The organism is Nitrospirillum viridazoti CBAmc (assembly GCF_000730165.1).
In the GTDB taxonomy this organism is placed as follows: Bacteria; Pseudomonadota; Alphaproteobacteria; order Azospirillales; family Azospirillaceae; genus Nitrospirillum; species Nitrospirillum viridazoti.
In genome coordinates this window covers 574,881-598,308 of record NZ_CP022113.1, presented here as the reverse complement: position 1 = coordinate 598,308, position 23,428 = coordinate 574,881, and the positions used below count along the sequence as shown (strand labels likewise).

The 23,428-nt window shown below is 70.2% G+C and carries 2 protein-coding genes; both read right to left on the bottom strand.

The window, feature by feature from the left end:
- Nucleotides 1-32: 32 nt before the first annotated feature.
- Nucleotides 33-767, bottom strand: coding sequence for a SapC family protein (locus Y958_RS30290; RefSeq protein ID WP_088875611.1), 735 nt, complete (start codon nucleotides 765-767; stop codon nucleotides 33-35).
- A 74-nt stretch (nucleotides 768-841) separates the two neighbouring features.
- Nucleotides 842-23,428, bottom strand: a complete 22,587-nt coding sequence (locus Y958_RS32100; RefSeq protein WP_088875610.1) for a filamentous hemagglutinin N-terminal domain-containing protein — start codon at nucleotides 23,426-23,428, stop codon at nucleotides 842-844.

Below are 23,428 nucleotides of genomic sequence, written 5' to 3'. Positions count from 1 at the left end.
CACCCCAGGCCGCCTTTTTCCAAGGCCATGACTCAGTTGGTCGCCGGGCGCTGCGAGGTGCGGTCCACCAGGCCGGCCCAGTTGCTGACCGAGATGAAATGGGCATAGGCCAGGGCCAGCCAGCCGCGCTCGCGCCAGCGCTGGAAGTCCTCGGCCGGCAGCTGGTTGAATTTGGCTTCATCGATGACCTTGAAGCCGGCCAGGCTCAGCTTCTGGCCGTCCTTCAGGGTGACGTCGGCGCGGTTCTCCACCAGCAGGTCGGCCTTGATCAGGGCCTCCACGAACTCGGTGGTGGCGTTGTAATGGCCCTGGTAGTCGCTGCAGAAGGCCAGGGCGTTGCGGGTGACCTCGGTGGGCTGGCCGCCCTCGAACAGCTTGTTGGGGCCGCCGTGGCTGAGGCTGGAGGCCGCCTCGTCGATGCACAGGGTGAACTCCGCCTTCTCGCGGTTTTCCAGGAAGATGAAGGGATAGCGGCGGACATAGGCGGGGATGTAGGCGCCGGCTTCCCAGGCGCCGTCGGCGTCCACGAACAGGTTCTCGCCGTTGCGCATGCCCAGCAGGGCGACGGCCTGGGGCGGGGCGCCGTCCAGGAACAGGATGGGGTAGTGCTTGCAGGCCAGCGTGAACTCCGCCGCGATCACGGGCACGGAGTTGGAACCGGCGGCGAACTGGTAGCCGGCGGCGGGCGCCAGCGACAGGTCGCCGTCACGCTCCGCGGCCAGGGGGCGGGGGCGCTGGTAGAAAGCGGGAAGGGTCTGCGTGCTCATCTCTGTTCCAAGTCCAAATCAGGTTGCTCATGCCGCCGAGGGGGTGGCGCGGGATCGCCCACGCCACCCGGACCTCAGCGGGGGGTGTTTTCCTCGGTGGTACCGGTCGTCGTCAGCGGTGTGGAGGGGGCGCTGACACCGGCCGGGGTCGGAGTGGTGCCGGAGGTGGTCAGCACCGACGGTTGGGCGCTGACGCCCACCACGCTGTTGCCGCCGGCCGACAGCACCTGCGGCGAGACGTAGGCGGACAGGGCGTCCGGCGTGATGCCGGTGTTGGACACCGTGCCGGTGAACAGCGCGGTGACACCCGGCGTGCTGGGCACCGGCACCTTGGCCACCACCGTCGCCGCCACGGTGCTGACCGTGTCGGTCGGGCCCCAGGGCGTGTCGTTGATGAACCACGGCGCCCCCTTCAGCGGGCTGTCGATGGCGCCGGCCGCCAGCGACTGCTGCTTGGACGCCACTGTGCCGTACATCTTGGCGGAGGCGGCCGTGGGCACCTTCAGGCTGGCGACGACGATGGTCTGCGTGGGCAGGCCGTTGGCGATGCCGATGCGTTGCGCCCCCGTGCCCGACGCCATGGTCAGGGCCGTGGTCGGGCCCTGCAGGCCCACCATGGTGATGTCGCCGTTGGTGGTGATGCTGGCGGTGCCGGCCGGCAGCGTCGCCACCGTGGCGAAGGTGATGGGGCCGCTGGTGACGGTGATGGTGGCCGGCAGCAGGAAGCTGGCGCCGCCCGTCTGGGCGAAGCCCGCCGCCGCCGACACGTTGGCGGCACTGGCGAAGCGGATCGCCCCGTCGGCCTTGGTGTCGTTCAGCGCGATGGCGCTGCCGGTGGCCGAGACCGCCTGGTCGAAGACGAAGCCGTTGCCCGCCAGTTGCAGGCCGCCGTTGCCGTCCGCCACCAGGGTGCCGTGGAAGGTGGTGACGTCGCCCGCCGCCGTTTCGATCAGGCTGCTCACCCTCACCGCCTGGGCGAAGGTGGCCTTGCCCTTGGCCGACAGGGTCAGCGCACCCAGCGGACCGGTGCCGCCGACGGCACCCGACGCCTGGATGGCGTCGCCCGCCACCAGGTTCAGGGCGGCCCGGCTGGCGCTGTCCACCGTGCCGCCGAACACCAGCGAGGCGCCGGTGCTGGTCAGGCTCTGATCGGCGGCCACCGACACAGCGCCGGCGTAGGTCTGCGCGCCGGTGGTGACGATGTTGCCGCCGTTCAGGCCGCTGCTGCCGTTGACCGACAGGCTCTTCAGCGCCTGGTTGGCGCCGATGGCGCCGCTGAGGATGGCGTTGCCCGCCAGGGTCAACGCCTGGGCGCCGTCGACGCCGCCCGTCAGGGTCAGGGTGCCACCGGTCAGGACCGTGTCGCTGCCCAGGGTCAGGGCGCCGCTGTAGGCCTGGTCGCCGGTGGTGGTGACGGACGCGTTGGTCAGCGTGGCCGGGCCGGTCACCGACACCTGGCGCAGCGCGGTGGTGCCGCCCAGCGCACCGTCGGCGACCAGCGTGCCGGCCACGGTCAGGCCCTGGCCGCCGGCGGTCTTGGCATCGGCCCCTTGCGACAGGGTGATGGTGGTGCCGGTCAGCACCGTGTCCGCCCCCAGCACCGCGCGCTCGCCAAAGGTCTGCGAACCGGTGGTGGTGACACTGCCGCCGTTGAGGAACAGCGAGCCCGGGGCGTCAGTGGTCACCGACGTGGCCCGTACGGTACCGTCGAAGGTGGTGGCGCCGCTGGTGTTGACCGCCAGGGTGCCCAGCGTGCCGCCCACGCCGCCGATGGCGCCGGCGAAGGTGACGTCGCCGCCGGCGGCGTTGACCACCAGCGCGCCGCCGTTGTTCAGCGCGGCGAAGGTCACGGCGCCGTGACCGGTGCTGAGGGTGCTGTCACCCGCGAGGGTGGCGGGGCCGGTAAACGCGATGTCGCCGCCGCTGGTGGTGATGGACAAGGCCGTGGTGGCGACGGTGCCCGCCTGTACCCGACCGCCGTTGCTGGTGACTGTGGTGGTGCCGGTCAGGGCCAGGGTCCCCAGGGCGATATCGCCGCCCGTGGTGCTGACGGTCAGGTCGCCGACGCCGTTGGCGCCAGTGCCCAGGGTGATGCCGGTATCGGCCGACAGCACGCTGCCGCCGGCCACGCTTACCAGGCCGGTGTAGGTCTGCTGGCCGGCGCGGATGGCGCCACCGTTCAGGGTGGTGGCGCCGGTCACGGTCAGGCTGGCGAAGGCGGCGTTGGCGCCGATGTCGCCCGTCAGGCTGGCGTCACCCTGGATGGTCAGCGCGGGCGTCCCCTCCAGGCTGGCCGTCGCGCCGGCGCCGGCGGCCAGGATGACCAGGCTGCCGCTCAGGACGGTGGTGCCGCCCATGACCGCCCGCTCGCCATAGCTCTGGATGCCGGTGGTGTCGATGCTGCCGCCGTTGATCGCCAGCGTGCCGGCGGCGTCGGTGGTGACGCTGGCCGCCGTAACCGCGCCGGTGAAGGTGGTGGCCCCGCCCGTGGTGACGTTCAGGTTGCCCAGGCGGGTGGTGCCGCCCACCGCACCGGTGAAGGTGACATCGGCGGTGCCGGCGGTGATGGTCAGCGCCTGGGTGCCGTCCACGGTGCCGGTGAAGGCGACCGCCCCGCCGCTGCCCAGGCGGGTGTCACCCGCCAGGGTGACGGCGCCGTCGTAGGTCTGCGCGCCGGCCGTGGTCACGCTGCCGTTCAGGGCCGCGGTGCCGGTGACCGACAGGGCATTCAGGGCTGTGGTACCGCCGAAGGCGCCGGTCAGCACGGTGTTGCCCACCAGGATCAGCGACTGGCCACCGGCAGCGACGCCATTGGCGCCGGCTGCCAGGGTGATGGTGCCGGCCGTGCTGGTCAGGGTGGTGCCGGCGCCCAAAGTGACGGCGCCGGCATAGGTCTGGTCGCCGGTGGTGGTGACCGACGGGTCGCCGAACAGGGTGGTGCCGCTGACACGGACGTTGCTCAGCGCCGTGGTGCCGCCCACCGCCTGGTCCATCACGGCGTTGCCGACGATGGCCAGGGACTGGCCGCCGGCCGTCTGGGCGTCCAGCGCGCCGGACAGGGTGACGGTGCTGCCGGTCAGGACGGTATCGGCGCCCAGGGTGACGGTGCCGCCGTAGGTCTGGGCGCCCGTGGTGTCGACGCTGCCGCCGTTGAGCACCAGGGCGGTTCCGGTGGTGACGCTGGCGGCGGCGACCGTGCTGGTGACGGTGGTGGTGCCGCTGCCGGTGACGGTCAGGGCGCCCAGGCGTGTGGTGCCGCCCACGGCCTTGGTGAGGAAGACGTTGCCGCTGCCGGCGTTGATGGTCAGGGCATGGGCCCCATCCAGCGTGCCGAAGCCGATGGAGCCGCCATCGGTCGTGACCAACGTGGTGTCGGCCCCCAGGACGGCGGCGACGTTGTAGCTCTGCGCACCGCTGGTGGTGACGGCGCCGCTGTTCAGGGTGGCGGTGCCGATGTTGACCGACAGGCGGGACAGGGCGGTGGTGCCGCCCACGACGCCGTTGAACACGCCGTTGGCATTGACGGCCAGGATGTAGGCGCCGTCCAGCGTGCCGCCGAAGGTCACGGTGTCGCCGGCCAGCGTGGCGGCCCCGCCCAGGACGACGGCGCCCTGGTAGTTTTGCACGCCGGCGGTGCGGACGTTGTGGCCGTTCAGCAGGGTGTCGCCGCTGACCGTCAGGGTGGTCAGCTTGGTGGTGAGGCCGACACCCGCGTTCAGCACCGCGTCGCCGGTGATGGTCAGGGCATGCGCGCCGTCAACCGTGCCGTTGAGGGTGACGGTGGTGCCCTTCAGCACGGTGTCGGTGCTGAGCGGCAGGGCCTCGCCGTAGGTCTGAGCGCCGGTGGTGTCGACGCTGCCGCCGTTGATGGCCAGGGTGCCGGCGGCGTTGGTGGTGACGCTGGTGGCCTTGACGGCGGCGCCGAAGGTGGTGGCGCCGCCGCTGGTGACCGTCAGGTCGCCCAGGCGGGTGGTGCCGCCCACCACGCCGGTCAGCGTGACGTTGCCGGTGCCCGTGGTCAGCGTCAGGGCGTGGGCGCCGTCCAGCGTGCCGGCGAAGGTGACGGCGCCGTTGGTAGTGGCCAGGGTGGTGTCGGCGCCCAGGGTGGTGGCCCCGGTGTAACTCTGCGCCCCCGTGGTGGTGATGGCGCCGCCGTTCAGCGCGCTGGTGCCGCTGACGGTCAGGCCGGTCAGGGTGGTGGTGCCGCCGACGGCACCGCCGAAGACGGCGTTGCCGGTGACGGCCAGGCTGGCCAGCCCGTCCAGGGTGCCGGTGAAGGTGACGGTGCTGCCGGTCAGGGCGGCGTTGCCACCCAGCAGGACGGCACCGGTATAGCCCTGGGTGCCGGTGGTCTTGATGCCGCCGCCGTTCACGATGGTGTCGCCGCTGACCGAGACGGAGGTGAGCGCGGTGACGGCGCCGGCGGTCTCGTTGAAGGCGGCGTCCCCGGTGACGGTCAGGGCATGCGTGCCGTCGACCGTGCCGTTCAGGATGACGCTGGTGGCCTTCAGGGTGGTGTCGGCGGCCAGGGTCACGGCCTCGCCATAGGCTTGGGCGCCCGTGGTGTCGACACTGCCGCCGGCCAGGGTCACGCCGCCGCCCAGGTCGGTGGTCAGGCTGGCGGCCTTGACGGCGGCGTTGATCGCCAAGGTGCCGCTGTTGTTGACCGTCAGGGCGCCCAGGCGGGCGGTGCCGCCCACGGTACCGGTGAAGGTGACGGTGCCGCTGCCGGCGGTGATGGTCAGGGCCTGGGCTCCATCCAGCGTGCCGGCGAAGGTGACGGCGGCGTTGGTGGTGGTCAGGGTGGTGTCGGCGCCCAGGGTGGCGGCCCCGCTGTAGGTCTGGCCACCCGTGGTCTTGATGCCGCCGCCGTTCAGGGCGGTGGTGCCGCTGACCGACAGGCTGCCCAGGGCATGGGTCGCGCCCACCGCGCCGTTCAGCACGGCGTTGCCGGTGACGGTCAGGGCATGCGTGCCGTCGACCGTGCCGTTCAGCGTGACGGTCGTGGCCTTCAGGGTGGTGTCCACGCCCACGACGACGGCGTCGTTGTAGGTCTGAGCGCCCATGGTGTCGACGTTGCCGAACAGGTCGGTGGCGCCGCCGGCGTCGGTGGTCAGGCTGGTGGCCTTGACCATCGCGCCGAGGGTGGCGGTGCCGCTGCCGGTGATGGTCAGGGCGCCCAGGCGGGTGGTGCCGCCCACGGCGTTGCCCAGAATGACGTTGCCGCTACCGGTGCTGATGGTCAGGGCGTGGGCGCCATCCACCAGGCCCGTGACGATGACGGCGTTGTTGGTGGTGGCCAGGGTGGTGTCGGCGCCCAGGGTGATGTCGCCGCTGTAGGTCTGGGTGCCGGTGGTGGTGACGGCGCCGCCGTTCAGCGCGCTGGCGCCGCCGACCGACAGGCTGGCCAAGGCGGTGGTGCCGCCCACCGAACCGCCGAAGCTGGCGTCACCGGTGATGACCAGGGTCTTGGCGCCGTCCAGGGTGCCGCCGAAGCCGGCACTGCTGGCCGTCAGGGTGGTGTTGGCGCCCAGGGTGGTGGCGCCGGAGTAGGTCTGCGCGCCCCAGGTGCCGACGCTGCCGCCGTTGATGGCGGTCGTGCCGCTGACGGACAGGCTGGTCAGGAAACTGATGCCGCCAACGGCGCCGTTCAGCACGGCGTTGCCGGTGATGGTCAGGGCCTGGTTGTTGTTCACCGTGCCGTTGAGGGTGACGGTGGTGCCCTTCAGCACGGTGTCGGTGCTGAGCGGCAGGGCCTCGCCGTAGGTCTGGGCGCCGGTGGTGTCGACGCTGCCGCCGTTGATGGCCAGGGTGCCGGCGGCGTTGGTGGTGACGCTGGCGGCCTTGACGGCGCTGGTGAAGGTGGTGGCGCCGCCGCTGGTGACCGTCAGGTCGCCCAGGCGGGTGGTGCCGCCGACCACGCCAGTCAGCGTGACGTTGCCGGTGCCGGTGGTCAGCGTCAGGGCGTGGGCGCCATCCAGCGTGCCGCCGAAGGTGACGGCGCCGTTGGTGGTGGCCAGGGTGGTGTCGGCGCCCAGGGTGGCGGCCCCGGTGTAACTCTGCGCCCCCGTGGTGGTGATGGCGCCGCCGTTCAGCGCGCTGGTGCCGGTGACCGACAGGCCGGTCAGGGCGGTGGTGCCGCCGACGGCGCCGCCGAAGACGGCGTTGCCGGTGACGGCCAGGCTGGCCAGCCCGTCCAGGGTGCCGGTGAAGGTGACGGTGCTGCCGGTCAGGGTGGCGTTGCCGCCCAGCAGGACGGTGCCGGTGTAGCCCTGGGTGCCGGTGGTCTTGATGACGCCACCGTTCACGATGGTATCGCCGCTGACCGATACGCTGGTCAGCGCGGTGGTGGCGCCAACGGTCTCGTTGAAGGCGGCGTCGCCGGTGACGGTCAGGCTGTGTGCGCCGTCGACCGTGCCGTTCAGGGTGACGCTGGTAGCCTTCAGGGTGGTGTCGGCGGCCAGGGTCACGGCCTCGCCATAGGCCTGGGCGCCCGTGGTATCGACGCTGCCACCGGCCAGGGTGACGCCGCCGCCCAGGTCGGTGGTCAGGCTGGCGGCCTTGACGGCGGCGTTGATCGCCAGGGTGCCGCTGTTGTTGACCGTCAGGGCGCCCAGGCGGGTGGTGCCGCCTACGGCCCTGGTGAAGGTGACGGTGCCGCTACCGGCGGTGATGGTCAGGGCCTGGGCCCCATCCAGCGTGCCGGCGAAGGTGACCGCGCCGTTGGTGGTGGTCAGGGCGGTATCGGCACCCAAGGTGGCGGCGCTGGTGTAGGTCTGGCCGCCCGTCGTCCGGACGCCGCCGCCGTTCAGGCCGCTGGTGCCGCTTACCGACAGGCTGGTCAGCGCGTTGGTCGCGCCCACGGCACCGGCGAAGGTGGCGTTGCCGGTGATGGTCAAGGCGTGCGCGCCGTTGACCGTGCTGCCCAAGGCGATGGTGCCCCCGGTCAGCACGTCATCGGCCGTCAAGGTGACGGCACCGGTGTAGGTTTGGGTGCCGGTGGTGTGGATGGCGCCGCCACCCAGGCTGCCGGTGCCGCTTACCGACAGGCTGGTCAGGGCAGTGGTGCCGCCGATGGCGCCGTTCAGGACGCCGTTGCCGGTGATGGTCAGGCTGTGGGCGCCGTTGACGGCCCCGCTCAGCGTGACGGTAGTGGCCTTCAGCACCGTGTCGCTGGTCAGGTTGAAGGCCTCACCCAGCGTCAAGGTGCCCTGGGCTTCCAGCGAACCGGTGCCCAGCGACAGGGTGCCGGCGCTGTCGGTGGCGACGTTGACGGCCTTGACCGCGCCGTTGAATGCGGTGGCTCCGCTGGAATTCACGGTCAGCGTGCCGAGGGTGGTGGTGCCGCCGACGGCGCCACCGAAGGTGACGTTGCCGGAACCCGCCTGGATGGTCAGGGCCTTGTTGCCGTCAAGGGTGCCGCCGAAGCCGACCGCGCCATTGCTGGTGGTAAGGATGGCGGCGCCGGTCAGGGTGGCCGCCCCGGTGTAGGTCTGTGTGCCGGTGGTGGTGACGTTGCCCGACAGGCTGCTGGCGCCACTGACCGATAGGCTGGTCAGGGCGTTGGTGGCGCCGATAACGCCGCCGAAGCCTGCATTGCCGATGATGGACAAGACATGCCCGCCATTGACCGTGCCGCTAAAGGTTACGGTGCTGCCCGTCAGGGTGGTGTCGCCCGCCAGAGTGACCGCGCCACCATAGGTCTGGGTGCCGGCCGTGGTGGTGGTGCCGGTCAGGCTGGCGGTGCCGCTGACCGACAGGTTCTTCAGACGGGTGACTGCGCCAAAGGCCCCACTGGTGCCCAGATTGCCGACGATGGACAGGGACTGCTGATCGGCGGTGGTGCCGTTGGCGCCGTTGGTCAGGGTGACGGTGGTGCCGGTCAGGATGGTGTCACCGGCGATGGTGACCGCGCCGGTGTAGGTCTGGGTGCCGGTGGTGGTGACGTCGCCCGACAGGCTGCTGGCGCCGCTGACGGACAGGCTGGTCAGGGTGGCGGTGCCGCCGATGACGCCGCTGAAGTCGGCATTGCCGACGACGGCCAGGGCGTGGGCGCCATTCAGGGTGCCGCTGAAGGTGACGGTGGTGCCGGTCAGGGTGGCGTTGGCGCCCAGGCTGACGTCGCCGGTGTAGGTCTGAGTGCCGGCGGTGGTGACGTTGCCTGACAGGGTCTCGGCGCCGCTGACGGAAACGTTGTTCAGGCGGTGGTTGGCGCCCAGAGCGCCGGTCACCAGGTTGCCGGTGATGGTCAGCGACTGCTGGTCCGCGGTGGTGCCGTCGGCGCCGCCGGTCAGGGTAACGGTGCCGCCGGCCAGGGTGGTGATGGCCGCCGACAGGGTGGCCAGGCCGGTGTAGGTCTGGTTGCCGGTGGTGGTGATGGCGCCGGGCAGGCTGCTGGTGCCACTGACGGACAGGCTGGACAGGGCAGCAGTGCCGCCCACGGCGCCGCCGAAGGTGGTGTTGCCCGTGCTGCCGTTGGCGATGGTCAGGCCGTGGGCGCCATCCACCGTACCGCCGAAGGCGACGGTGCCGTTGCCGGCGCTGGTCAGGGTGGTGTCGGCGCCCAGGGTGGCCGCCCCGGTGTAGGTCTGGCCGCCCGTGGTCCGGATGCTGCCGCCGTTCAGGCCGGACGTGCCGCTGACGGACAGGCTGGTCAGGGCGTTGGTGGCGCCGACGGTATCGGCGAAGGTGGCGTTGCCGGTTATGGCCAGGGTGCGGCCGCCGTTGACCGTGCCGCCGAAGGCGACGGTGCTGCCGGTCAGGATGTCGTTGGCGCCCAGGGTGACGGCCCCGGTGTAGGTCTGGGTACCGGTGGTGGTGATGTTCTTCGACAGTGTGCCGGTACCGCTGACCGACAGGCTGCTCAGGGCGGTGGTGCCGCCGATGATGCCGCTCACGGTGGCATTGCCGGTGATGGTCAGGCTGTGCGCGCCATCGACCGTGCCGCTCAGGGTGATATTGCTGCCCTTCAGCGTGGTGTCGGCGGTCAGGGTCAGCGCCTCGCCATAGGCCTGGGACCCTGTGGTGTCGACACTGCCGGTGTTCAGCGCCAGGGTGCCGACGCCGTCGGTGTAGACGGAGCCCGCCTTGATGGCGCCGCCGAAGCTGGTGGCGCCGGCGCTGTAGAACTGCAGGGAACCGGCGCGGGTGGTGGCACCGATGGTGCTGCTGAAGGTGACGTTGCCGGTGCCGGCGTTGATGGTCAGGCCATCGCTGCCCGACACCACGTCGCCATTGCCGTCCACCGTGCCGCTGAACAGGACGTTGCTGTTGGTGGTGTTCAGGACGGTGGCGCCGGTGCTGCGCGCCAAGGTGACGGCCCCGGTGTAGGTCTGCGTGCCGGTCGTGGTGATGGTGGCGGCGCTGAGGGTGCTGGCCCCGCTGACCGACAGGCTGGTCAGGGCCGTGGTGCCGCCGATGGTGCCTGCGATGACGGCGTCGCCGGTGATGGTCAGGCTGTGGGCGCCGTTGACCGTGCTGTTCAGCGTGATGGTGGTGCCGGCCAGCGTGGTGTCGCCGGCCAAGGTGACGGCCCCGCCGTAGGTCTGGGTGCCGCCGGTGGTGGTGGTGCCGGTCAGGCTGGCGGTGCCGCTGATCGACAGGTTCTTCAGGTGGGTGGTGGAACCGAAGGCCCCGCTGGTGCCCAGATTGCCGACGACGGACAGCGACTGGGTGTCGGTGGTGGTGCCGTTGGCGCCGTTGGTCAGGGTGACGGTGGTGCCGGTCAGGGTGGTGTCGTTCACCAAGGTGACGGCGCCGGTGTAGGCCTGGGCACCGGTGGTGGTGACGTCGCCCGACAGACTGCTGGTGCCGCTGACGGACAGGCTGGCCAGGCCCGTGGCGCCGCCCACGGCGCCGCTGAAGACTGCGTTACCGGTGACGGCCAGGGTCTTGGCCCCGTCCAGGGTGCCGCCGAAGCCGATGGTGGCGCCGGTCAGGGTGGTGTTGGCGCCCAGGGTGGTGGCGCCGGTATAGGTCTGGGTGCCGGTGGTGATGACGTTGGCGCTCAGGGTGGTGGTGCCGCTGACAGACACGCTGGTGAGATTGGTGGTGCTGCCGATGCCGCCGTTGATCACGGCGTTGCCGGTCACGGTCAGGCCATGGGCGCCGTTGACGGTACCGCCCAGCGTGACGGTGCTGCCCGTCAGCGTGGTGTCGGTGACCAGCACCAACGCGTCGCCCAGGCTGATGATGCCGGTGGCGTCCACGGTGCCGGCCGTCAGGACGACGGTGCCGCCGGCGTTGGTGGTCACGCTGCCGGCCTTCACGGCGCTGGTGAAAGTGGTGGTGCCCGTGGAGTTGACGGTCAGGGCGCCCACACGCGTGGTGCCGCCGACGGCGCCGGTCAGGGTGACGGCCCCGGTGCCGCTGCCGATGGTCAGGTTGTGACCGCCATCGACGGTGGAGGTGAAGCCCACCGCGACATTGGTGGTGGTGACGGACGTGTCGCCGCCCAGCGTGGCGGCGCCCGTTACGGTGAAGGTGCCGCTGCCGGTGCTGTAGGTGCCGCCCAGGGTGGTGGCGCCGGTGTAGCTCTGGTTGCCCGTGCCGGCGACGCCGTTGGTGGCGATGGTGGCGCCGGTGGCAGACAGGGCCCCCATGCCGCTGGCGGCCCCGCCCAGGGTGATGGCGCCCGTGCCGGCCGTCAGGGTCAGGTCATGGCTAGCACCGGTCACCGTGCCGGTGATGTCGATGTCGCCGTTGCTGGCGTGGGTGTCGATGGTGCGGGCGCCGGTGCCGCCCAGGGTCAGGTTGCCGGTGACGGTGACAGCGCTGGCCGTCAGGTCGCCGGTGATGGTGGTGTTGCCGGTATAGTTCTGGGTGCCGCTGGTGGTCATGGCGCCGACGCTGATGGTCGTGGCCGTGGCGTCCAGGCTGGCGCCAGTCATGGTGCCGCTGACGCTGATCGCGCCGCCGCCGTTGCTCAGCGTGATGGCGTGACCGTTGCCGGCGGTGATGCCGCCGGTGGAGGTCAGCGTGGTGCCCGCCCCCCCGCCGGTGATGGAGACGACGCCATCGGCCGTGGTCAGGCCCGCCAGCGACAGGGTGCCGGGGGCGGACAGGTAGATGCCGTAGTCGCCGGCGCCGTTGGCCAGGACCGTGCCGGTCACAGTGGCCGACAGGGTGGCGGCGGTGGCGCTAAGCGACTGCGAAGCACTGCCGATGGCCTTCAGGCTGGTCAGGTTCAGCGTGCCCGCGGTGACGGCGTTGCCGCCTTCGCCCGCCAGGGCGCCGGTGGTCGCGATCAGGTTGACGGTGCCGGTGGCGCCGGCGCTGATGCCGCTGCTGCCCACGGTCAGGTCGCCGGTGCTGGCCGTCAGGCTGACGGTCGGCGTGGTGCCGCTGGCGGTGACCGAGGTCGTGGTGAAGCCGACGTCGTTGGTGAAGGTGATGTTGCCCTTGGCGGTGCTGAGCGTCAGGCCCGACAGGGCGCCGGTGTTGCCGACCGTCAGGTTGGCGGCGGTGGTGGTGCCGGTCAGCTCGGCGTCCAGCGCGCCCACCGTGGTGGTCAGGCTGACACTGCCGCCGGCGGCGCCGCTGATGAATTTCAGGCTGTCGGCGGTGATGGTCAGGGCGCGCGGGGTGGCGCCGGTGGCGATGACGTCGGTGACACCCTTCAGGTACAGGTCGCCCTGGGTGCTGACGCCGGCCGAGGGCAGGGTCAGCGTGCCCCCGGCCAGCAGGGCCAGGTTGCCCGTGCCCACATTGGGCAGGCCGCTGCTGGCGTTGATGTTGCCGGTGGCCTGCAGGTAGACGGAGCCGTTGGTGCCCAGGGTCACATTGGTGCCGGTGCCCAGGGTCAGGTTGCCCGTCTGCTTGACGTTGATGATGGAACCGGCGTCGGTGGCCGACAGCGACGTCAGGTTGGTCACGGCGGTGACGATGGGGGCGCCGGCGCCGCTGGCGAAATCGGTCAGCGTGCCGATGCCGCTCTTGGACGACAGGCTGGCGTTGTAGCCGGTCAGGTTGGTGCCGCTGCCGGGGCGGGCCAGGATGGAGCCGTTGGTGGCCGTCAGGGTGAGCGTGCCGCCGTTCAGGCTGGCGGTGTTGGTGCTGATGGCGCCGATGGTCAGGTTGCCGGTGGCGGCCGTGATGGTGATGTCGTTGCCGCCGCCGGTGGCGGAGGTGGCGGTGGCGCTGACCACCGTGGTCGGGCCCGCCGTGGTGATCACGGTGTTGCCGCCGGCGGCGGTGGAACTGGTGATGATGACGCCGCTGGTGTTGCTGTCATCGACATAGATGCCGGCGCCGCCGGCGTTGTCGACCAGGGTCAGGCTGTTGGCGGTGGTCTGGACGGCGCGGGTGGACGTGCCGACGCCGGTGGCGCCGCTCAGCGAGACGGTGTTTCCGACGATGCGGGTCAGGTCCAGACCGTCGTCCAGGATGGCGCCGCCGCTGGAGCTGGCGACGATGGTGACATTGCCGCTGCCGGCGTTGACGTTGCCGGCGTAGACGGTGGTGCCGGTATTGCCCGAGACGGTGATGTTGCCGCCGCTCGAGAGAACGTTACCCAGGTAAAGGCCGCCGTTGCCGACGATGTTGACGGCGCCGCCACCGGAAGAGACGTAGGCCAGGGTGGTGGTGGCCTGCGGCGACAGGTAGATGGTGCCACCCTGCGTCAGGGCGTTCACCCGCTGGCCCACCAGGTTCAGGCCCTTGCCCGAGCCGCCCAGGCCCGTGGTGGCGTCAGCGGTGACGGAGAAGGCGCTGACCTCGTTGCTGACGGTGGGCGCGTTGCTCGCCAGGATGCTGCCGCTGTTGGCGGTCAGGGTGATGTTGCCCTGGGTGGCCCCGGCCGTGATGGCACCGCCCAGCGTCAGGTTGCCGCTGCTGACGGTGACGGAGATGCCGTCGCCGGAGTTGTCGGTGGACGAGGTGGCGCCGTTCAGCAGCAGGGAACCGGCGGAGGTGATGACGATCTGGCCATCATGGGTGGCGGTGGTGAGACCACCCAGCATCTGGCCCTGGCTGTTGATGACGATATCGCCGGTACCGGTGACGGTGGCATTGACCGCGTTGTTGGTGGCGGAGATTTGCAAGGGCGCGTTCACGCCGCCGATGCCGGTGCCGGCCGTCAGGTTGATGGCGCCGTAGCCGCCGACGGTGTTGGGGCTGCCGCCTTGCAGCACACCGCCGCCGCCCAGAATGGCGCCGGCGGTGGTGACGGTCAGGGCCTGGCCGTTGCCGTAGGAAACGCTGCCCAGCGTGATGTCGACCGCCGAGGTGGTGGAGACGGTCAGCGCGCCGCCCGAGGTAACGTTCGACAGGTTGATGTTGGACGTGGGCGCAATGTAGATGCCACCCTGGCCCGCGCTGGCGGTGAAGTCGGTGGCCGAGACCTTCAGCAGGGTGCCGGAGCTGCCGATGCTGCTGCCGTCGATGCTGCTCTCCGACGAGACCTCCAGCGTCAGGCTGCCGGCGGTGATGGAGGAACTGCCGCTGGTCGCCGTGATGGCGCCGTTGCCCGATGCCGGGTCGACCTCCAGGTCCAGCTTGCCGGTGCTGCCGAGGTTGATCGTGCCGACGGCGACGTTGTGGTTGGTCCGCAACGTCAGGTCCAGACCGGACTGCGCCAGGTAGGTAAGGTTCAGGGTTGTGGTGCTGTCGACCCAGGCGGCCGTGAAGCCGGGGACGCTCAGCTGGATGGTGCCGCCACCGGTGTAGTCGCCGGTGCGGTCCAGCGTCAGCTTGCTAAGCGTGGTGTTGTCGTTGAGGTAAATGTCTTTGGTATTGGTCAGCGACAGGACCGGCGTGGACACAATCAGAACGCCGCCGGTTCCACCGCCGATGGAATGACCGCTGCCGCTGTCCGTCACCAGCGTGACGCTGCCGGCGGTGGTCAGGTTACTGCCGTTGATGGCCAGGATGTCGCCGTCACCGGCCGTCAGGCTGACCGCGGCGGTGCCAGCGTTGATGGTGCCGACGGTGATGCCGCCATCGGTGGCGGTCAGTGTCACGCCCCCCGGGGCCAGGATGCTGCTGGCGACCAGGTTGCCGTTGCTTTCGCTGACATTGACGCTGCCCGCAGCGCCGTTGGTGGCGTGGGCGGTCAGGTTCAGGGTGGTGGCGGCGCCGTTGGACGAGGTGGTAATGGCGCTGACGTTGCCGATGGACCCCTGGGCGATCAGCGTCACCGTGGCGGTATCGTTCAGCGTGCCGCTGAGGATGGAGCCACCCTCGTTGTCGACGGTCAGGTTGTGGCCGTTCAGCTCAATGGTGCCCAGCGCGATGTCGCCCACGCTGTTGTTCAGCACGACGTCGCCGCCGGCGGTCAGACCCTTCAACGCGGCGGAGGCGGAGAAGCCGAGGTTGACGGCGCCGCTCTGGGCGTTCGCCGTCAGGGTATTGACCTGGGCGTCGATCTCGTTGCCCGCGCCGGAGGTGCCGATGGCGCCGCTGTCCGACACCAGCGACAGGGTCGCGGCAGTCACGCCGGTGGTGCCGTTGCCGTCACCCTTGATGTCGCCGCTGGTGGTGTGCAGCGCCAGGGTGCCGGCCGTACCCAGGTTGACGGTGCCCACGGTCAGGGTGGCGTCGCTGGTGACGGTCAGCGCCAGGCCGGTGGTGTCGACGATGTTGGTCAGGCTGGCGCCGGTGCCGCCGTCGCTCATCCCGAAGGTCAGGCCGGGGGAGGTGATGCTGTAGGCGCTGGCGTTGGACGTGGGGTGGCGGGTGTAGAGGTCCAGCGTGTCGATGTGGGTATCGGAATTCAGATAGACGCTGCCGCTGGTGTCCATGTCCAGCAGCGGGGTGGACAGGTTCAGCGCCGTGGCGCCGCTGCCGACGGATCCGCCGCCGTTCCAGGTGGTCAGCGACGTCTCCGCCGCGGTGATCCGGTTGGTGCCGTCGATGGCCAGGATGCTCTGGTCGCTGAACAGCGTTACCAGGCCGCCGGCCAGCATACCCGCGGCGCGCGTGTCGATGGTGCCGATCTTCAGGCTGTGTTCGGCCGTGCCGCTGAAGTTGATGCCGGTGCTGTCGGTCACCAGGTCGAAGTGGGTGTAGGTGCCGTCGTCGCCGCCCGAGAAGGTCAGGGTCGGCGTGGCCGAGCCGAAGGCGCCGCCCGAGGTGATGGAGAAGACGCCGCCGGTGGCGGCAGCCTGGGTGGTTTCCACCGACAGGGCGGACAGATCCGTGGCGTTGTCGATGTAGAGGTTGGCGCCGGTGCGGACGTTCAACGTCAGGGCGGTGGTCTTGATATGCGCGCCGGCCGTGCCGATGGACCCGGTGGCGGCCAGATCGATCTCATCACCCGTCAGCATCACGGCGCCGTTGTCCGTCAGGCTGCCGCTGGTGGAGGTGACGCCCACCGTGCGGCCCACCTGGCCGTTCACGGTGCCGATCTGGATGTTCTTGTCGCCGGTGAAGGTGAAGTCGATGCCGCTGGTGTCGGCGACGTTGACGATATTGAACTGGCTGCCGGTGTCGGTGACGGTGAACACCAGGTGCGGGGCGGTGATGGCCAGGGTGTTGGCCCGCGCCGTGGCGTGACGGTCGGTCACGTTCAGGGCGTACAGGTCCGACCGGCCATCGACATAAATGTCATTGCCGGAATCCAGAGACAGGGTCCGGCTGTCGATGCTCAGGTGGGCGCCGCTGGTGCCGATGGATCCGCCGGTGGCCTTGATGGTCACGATGGGGGCGGACACGGTGCCGCCGCCGCTGGTGATGGCGCCGCTGGTGGTGATCTTGGCCGTGTCGCCCACGGTCAGGGCGCCCAGCGCCAGGTCGCCCGTGTTCGACAGATTGATGCTGCCACCGGTGACGGTCTGGCTGGTGGGGTCGATGGTCTGGATGGTGCCGGCCAGGCTGCTGGCCGTGGTCAGGAAGGGATCGATGCCGTCGTTGTAGATGCTGACGCCCGTGGTGTTCAGCGTCAGCGCGCCCGTGGTGATGCGCGAGGAACTGGTGGCGGCCTGGATGGCACCGGTGGTGGTCAGCGTGACGGCGGCGCCGGTGCCCGTGCCGGTGTTGATGGTCCCGACGGTGATCAGCTGGTTGGACGTGACGCTCAGCGCGACGTTGCCGGTGTTGGCCGTGAAGGTGCCGATCTGCAGGCCGTAGGGCCCGCTGTTGCTGTAGGTGATGCTGTCGGTGATGTTGCTGGCGGTGATGCCGAAGCCGGCGGACGGGGTGCCGCTCTGCGTCAGCGTGGAATTCAGCGTCAGGGACGACAGCGCGGCGCTGTCGGCGACATACATGCTGCCGGCCGAGGCGATGGACAGGTTGGCGGTGCTGACGCCGACGGCCTGGCTGGACGTGCCGACGGACGCGTCCTTGGCCAGGGCCGACAGGCTGACCGAGCCGGCGGTGATGGTCTTGCCGGATGAGCCGGTGATGGACCCGCCGGTGGAGGTCAGCGAGACGGTGTTGCCGGTGATGTTGTTCATCACCGCGATCGCCCGGTCGGTCGTGTAGCTGAAGTTCAGCGCCGGCGAGCCGTTCTTGGCGGCGAAGACGCTGCCGTTGGCCAGCGACTGGGTGGCGCCGTCGCCGACGATCAGGCCCGAGCTCTGCAGGAAGAAGCCGGTGACCTTGATATTGTTGTCGTTATCCGACGACGACGCGTGCCGGCTGATGATGGACAGGTTGGCGAGACCGGCGTCGTCGACATAGATCGCGCCCACGGAATCGATGTTCAGCGTGGTGGATTCGATCGACACCGAGTTGGTGCTGGTACCGATGTTGCCGTTGCTGGCGTTGGCGTTCTTGGTCGTCAGGTTGACGGTGCCATTGGCGGAAATCAAGCCGCCGAAGCCGCTGAGGAAGCCGATGTTGGCCGTGGTGTTGTCGGTGGTGACCGAGATGCTGTCCGTCGCCGAAACGGTGCCGACGTTCACGCTTTCGCGGGCGTAGAGGCTGAAGGTGCTCAAATCACCGGTGCCGCCGGAGGTGGCGCCCGCGCGGTTGACGCTCAGCGTGCCGCTGGCGCTGGAGATGATGTAGGTCTGGGTGGGGGCGGTCAGCTTGAAGATGCCGGCGCTGTTGTTGCCGGTGAAGCTCAACGCCAGCGCCGTCAGCGCGTGGTCATCCACCACATACATGTTGGTGGGGGCGCTGAGCGTCAGGTTGGTGGTGCCCGACAGGGCGATCCACTTGGACGTGTCGCTGTCGCTGGTTCCGGCCACGCCGATGGAACCGGTGCCGGAGGTCAGCGAGACGGTGCCGGCCGTGATCTTGGTGGTGCTGTCGCCGTCGTCCTTGATGTTGCCGGCCTTGGCGTTGATCGAGACGCTGCTGGCGGCCAGGGCGCCGACGGTGAAGTCGCCGCTGCCCACCGTGATGCCCAGCGCGCCGTTGCCCGTGTCCACGCCCGACAGGGCGGCCGTGGTGCCGGACGTCAGGGTGGCGGCGCCACCCGTGGTGGTGAGGCCGGTGACGGTCAGGACGCCGCCCGCGGTCAGCGCCGCCGCGCCGCCGCCCGTGGCCAGGCTGGTGACGGTCAGCGCGCCGCCGGCGCCGCTGGTGATGGTCGCCGCCCCGCCACCGGTCGTGATGCTGCCGATGGTGACGTTGCCGGCAGTGGAGGCCAGGGCCACCGCGCCGCCGTCGGTGCTGATGCCGTAATTGGCGGTGCCGGCGTTGCCGTTCACCGGACCCAGGACGGTGATGGCGTGGCCGCCGGTGAAGGTGAAGTTCAGCGCGGAGGTGCTGGTCAGCTGGGTCAGGGTGTACAGGCTGCCGCTGTCGCTCAGCGCGAAGCCGGTCAGGTTGGCGGCGCCGACGGAGAAGCTGTTGCCGGCGCTGGTGCTGGTGCTGGCCAGGGTCAGGTTGGACAGGGCGGCGCTGTCGGCCACCTGGATGCTGCCCTGTGCGGTGACGGCAAGGTTGGCGGTGGCGACGCTGAGTGGGCTGGCCGACGTGCCGGCGCTGCCGGACGCGGCGGTCAGGGCGACGGTGGTGCCGGCGACGGTGGTGGTGCCGTCGCCGTCGTCGGTCAGGCTGCCGGAGGTGGCGGTGACACCCACCGTGCCGCTGGCGCTGATGGCGCCCAGCTTCAGGGCGCCGGCGTTGGTGACGTAGACATCGCCGGCGGTGGCCGTGGCGTTCAGTGTGCCGCCCGAGGCGCTGATCAGGATGGGGGCGGTGCTGCCGCCGATGGCACCCGACGCGGTCAGGCTGACGGTGCCGCCGCTGCCCACCGTCAGCGTGCTGTAGCTGGGGGTGCTGCTGCTGCTGGTGTTGGGATTGGTGATGGAACCGGCGTCGGCCTTCAGGGTGACGGACTGGCCCGTCGTGGTGATGGTGCCCAGCGCCAGGTCGCCCTGCAGCGCTTCCACCATCATGGTGCCGCTGTTGAAGTTGCCCGTGCTCAGCTTCACCACGTTGGTGGTGGAGTTGACGGGCATGGAGATCTGGGCGTAGGTGCCGCCCGAATTGGCGGCCACCTTCAGGTCCCCGGTCGCCAACTGCAGCGGGTTGGCGGCGGTGCCCAGGCCGCCGGCCGTCCAGGTGGCGGTCAGGGTGATGCTGCCGGCCAGGGCCTGGGTCGCGGTGTTGGCGTCATCCAGGATGCTGCCGTACTGGGCCGTCAGGTTCAGCGAGCCCGACCGCGTGACGTTGATGTCGCCCAGGGTGGTCGTACGGTCGTTGACGTAGGTGGCGGACAGGCCCGTGACGTCGGTCAGGGTGTTGATGGACGTGCCGCTGGTGCTGTCCGTCATGTTGAACACCAGCGACGGCGCCGTCAGCTGATAGGTGTTCACGCTGCCGTTGGTGCGGTGATTGGTGGTCAGCGACAGGGTCGTCAGGTCGGCGATGTCGCTGGCGTAGAGGTCGCCCTCGGTCGTCAGCACCAGTCGGGGGGCATTGATGTTCAGCGGGCTGGCAGACGTGCCCAGCTTGCCGCTGTCGGCCTGCAGGGCGACGTAATAGCCGGTGACGCGGGTCTGGCTGTTGCCGTCGTCCAGGATGTCGCCATCGTAGGCCCGCAGGCTGATGTTGCTGTCCGCGGCGCCCTGGACATGGCCCAGCACCAGCGTTTCATCGCTGGCGAAGCTCAGGCTGTCGATGGTGGTGCCGACGATGTTGGTCAGCGTGAACTTGGACCCGTCGTCGCTGATGCCGAAGGTCAGGTAAGGGGCGGTGACGGCCACCGTGTTGATCACGCCGGCCGAGGTGTGCTGATCGTCGATGGACAGTTCGGTGAAGGCCACCGCGTTGTCCAGATAGATGTCGCCAACGGCGGAGACATAGAGTTCCGTCGTGTTGGTCTTGACATGCGAGGCGGTGGTGCCGACGTTCTGGCCGGCCTCCAGCTCCACGCTGTCGGAGGTGATGGCGGTGGTGACGCCACTGTCCGCCAGGATGGCGCCGCTGGCTTGGATTTCCACCGATCCCGTGTAGGCGGTGCTGCCCAGGGACTTCACGGTGCCGGCGACGGTGACGCTGCCGTCGTCCGCCAGGATCTTGATCTTGGCGTAGGTCGGCTGGGACAGCGGGTTGCCGCTGGAACTGGGGACGTAGGTGGTGGCCAGGTCGCCCACCGTCAGGTCGCCGGTCCTCTGCTCGATGGTGATGCCGGTGCCGGACGTGCCGGACACCTTCTGCACCGCCGTGTACAGCTGGACATAGCTGTAGGACGAGGTGCTCAGCACCAGGTTCCGGCCGGTGATCAGCGACCCGCTGCCCATGGCGACGATACCGTCGCCATTGTTGCCGCCCAAGGTGGTGGTCAGCGTGACGTTGCCGGAGGCGCCGGCGTTGATGGTGTTCACCGCCAGGGCGCCGCCCGTCACCGTAATGGTGATGTCGTCGCCCGAGCCGCCGCCGGATGAAACCGTGGTGGCGACCGTGTTGGTGGCGGTGGCGACCTCGACGGCGCCCGCCCCGGCGCTGACGTTGGCGAGGGTGGTGACGACGGCGTTGGTCAGGTTCAGGAAGACGCCGCCGGTATTCGTCGTGGCCTGGACGGTCGCGGCGTTGCTGATGAGCGCGCCGCCATGCGTGCCGACGCCGGTGGAGGCACTCAGGTTCAGGCTGTTGGCGCTGATGCTGGTGGTGGCGTCGGCGTCGTCCAGGATGGCGCCGCCCGTGCTGGCCAGCGTCACCGTGCCGCCGGCGACGGCGCCGACGGTCAGGGTGCCGGCGGTGGCGACGTTCACCGTGCCGCTGGCGACGGCGCTCTGCAGCGCCAGGGTGCTGCCATTGCCGACATAAATGCCGCCCGAGCCGGCGCTGGCGCGCAGGATGCCGGTGTCGGTCTGCAGGGGCGAGGCGCTGCTGCCCACGGCGCCATTGAGGCCGGTGGTCCCCTGCGCCGTCAGCTGGACGGACGCGGCGGTGATGGGCGTGGCGCCGGTGTTGCCGGCACCGGCCAGGATGTTGCCGCCGGTGGAGGTCAGGGAGAAGACGCCGCTGCTGGTGACGTTGACGTTGCCAACGATCGCGTCATGGTCCGTGCTGACCTGCGCGTACAGGGTCGACGACTGCTGTAGCGTGTTGAGGTTCAGGCTGCCCGTGTCGGTGGCGTCGAACGTCAGGCCGGGGGAGGTCAGCTGATAGGTGTTGATGACGCCCGGATGGGCGTGCGTGGCGCTCAGTGCCAGGACGAGCAAAGTCTGGTCGTTGGTGACGTACAGGCTGCCGCCTGTTTCCAGGCCCAGGCCCAGGGTGTGGGTGCTGATGGTGGAGGTGGCCGTGCCGATGCTGCCGCCCTGGGCGGACAGGATGACGCCGCTGCCGCTGCCGGTGATCAGGTTCGGGGCGCCGACGTTGGTGATGGAACCCACCACCGACGTGATTCCCACGCCGCTGCCGGTGAGGGTGTTGGCCAGCGTGACATTGCCGTTGGCCGTGATGGTGATGACGCCGGTGTCGCTGGTCAGCTTGGCGACGTTGGTGATCGTGCTGCCGATGCCCAGCGACTGCAGGGTGATGTTGCCGCCGCCGCTGGCCACGATCTCGGTGGTGGACGGGTTGGTGAAGGTGATGCCGCCGGTGGCGGTGGACTGCAGGGTCAGGCTGTGGCCGCTGCCCAGGTTGACGGTGCCGAGGTTGCCCACGGTGATCAGGCCGCTGGCCTGCAGCACGACGTCGCTGGTTGCGGTCAGGGCGACGATCTTGCCCGAGGACACGGTGTTGAGGCCCACGTCCGAGGCGGTTGAGGCCAGGGTGCCGCCGCTGATGGCGCTGTCCTGGCTGCCGCTGCCGCTGGTGCCGCTGGTGATGGTCAGCGTGGTGGGGTCCAGCAGCAGGGTGCCGGTCTTACCCTTAGGTGCCTGCAGGCTGACGTCACCCGCCAGCGCCACGCCGTTGTGGCTGGACACCTCGGTGAAGCCGCCGTCACCGCCTCGGGCCCCGCCCTTGGCGCTGATGGTGCCGGAGAACAGGGTGCTGTCCTCTGACAACAGGCTGACGCGGCCGCCGTTGCCGCTGGTCACGGCGTCGGCGTTCAGGGTGGCGCCCGCCGCCAGGCTGACGCTCTGCGACAGGGACTTGGCCGTATCCAGCGTCGTGCCGGTGCCGTCGCTGCCGATGGCAATGTGGCCGCCGCCGGCGTCGCCGCTGGCGTCAACCACGGCGCCCGTCGCCACGGCCACGTCGGCGCCCGTGGCGATGACGGTGCCACCCGTCTGGCCCGCGTCCTTGCCGCTGGCGTTCAGGGTGCCGTTGACGGCGACGGTGCCGCTGTCGCCGCCCGACAGCACGATCTTGCCGTTCTTGGCGCTGACGCTGGTGGCGACCAGCACGCCGTCGGTGTTGATGACGTGGTCGATCACGCCCTTCACGGCGCGGGCCGACAGCTCGATGGTGCCGCCCTCGGCCGCGATCTGGCCGGAATTGACCACCAGCGCCTGGGCGGGCGTGCCGTCGGCGTTGTGGGGCAGGGCGGTGACGGCGGAGCTGGCGTCAAAGCTCAGCAGGCCGTCGCCCTGGAAGTCCAGGGTGAAGGTCTGGGCGCCGCCCAGGGCCACGCGACCCAGCCTGGCGTGGATGACGCCGGAGTTTCGCACGCTGGGCGCCACCAAGGCGGCCAGGCCGCTGTCCTTGATGGTGATGTCGCCGGCGTTGACGATGGCGGCGTTGGGGTTGGCCGAGGCCTGGTTGAAGGCGTACCGGCCGGCCAGGAAGTCGGCGTCGCTGATGTTGGCGGTGGTGGCCACCAGGCTGCCCACGTCCACCCGCGACCCGGCGCCGAAGACGACGCCGTTGGGGTTGACCAGCATGACCGTGCCGTTGGCGGTCAGCTGGCCGAAGATGCTGGACGGGTCGTTGCCGATGACCCGGTTCAGGATGACGCTGCTGCTGGACGGCTGCAGGAAGTCGACCTTTTCACCGGCGCCGATGCTGAAGGACTGCCAGTTGATGGCGGCCTTGTCGGTACCCTGGGTGATGGTCAGGGTGTTGGGCTTGGACGCGTCGATGACGGCTTGGCCCACCGTGACCGTGCCGCCGGTGGGGTTGGCGTGCGCCGCCGACAGCAGGGACGAGACGATGTAGGCGCCCAGCGTGGTGCCGACGGCGATGGCGGTGCGGCCGGCGCGGCGATTGCGGCGATTGGCCATCTTGGGCGTCGGCGCCGCCAGCCCGGCGACCGAAGCCATCAGCGCGCCGCGCAGGTCAGCGCGGAAGCGCTTCATGCCCGGCAGGGCCTGGGGTTGCTGCGTACCCGGACGGTTGGCGCCGGAACGGGGGCGGAAAAAGCTGCCATGGTTCAT

Coding starts and splice junctions, on each gene's coding strand:
- Y958_RS32100 (WP_088875610.1), bottom strand. CDS start 23,428: ATGAACCATGGCAGCTTTTTCCGCCCCCGTTCCGGCGCCAACCGTCCG.
- Y958_RS30290 (WP_088875611.1), bottom strand. CDS start 767: ATGAGCACGCAGACCCTTCCCGCTTTCTACCAGCGCCCCCGCCCCCTG.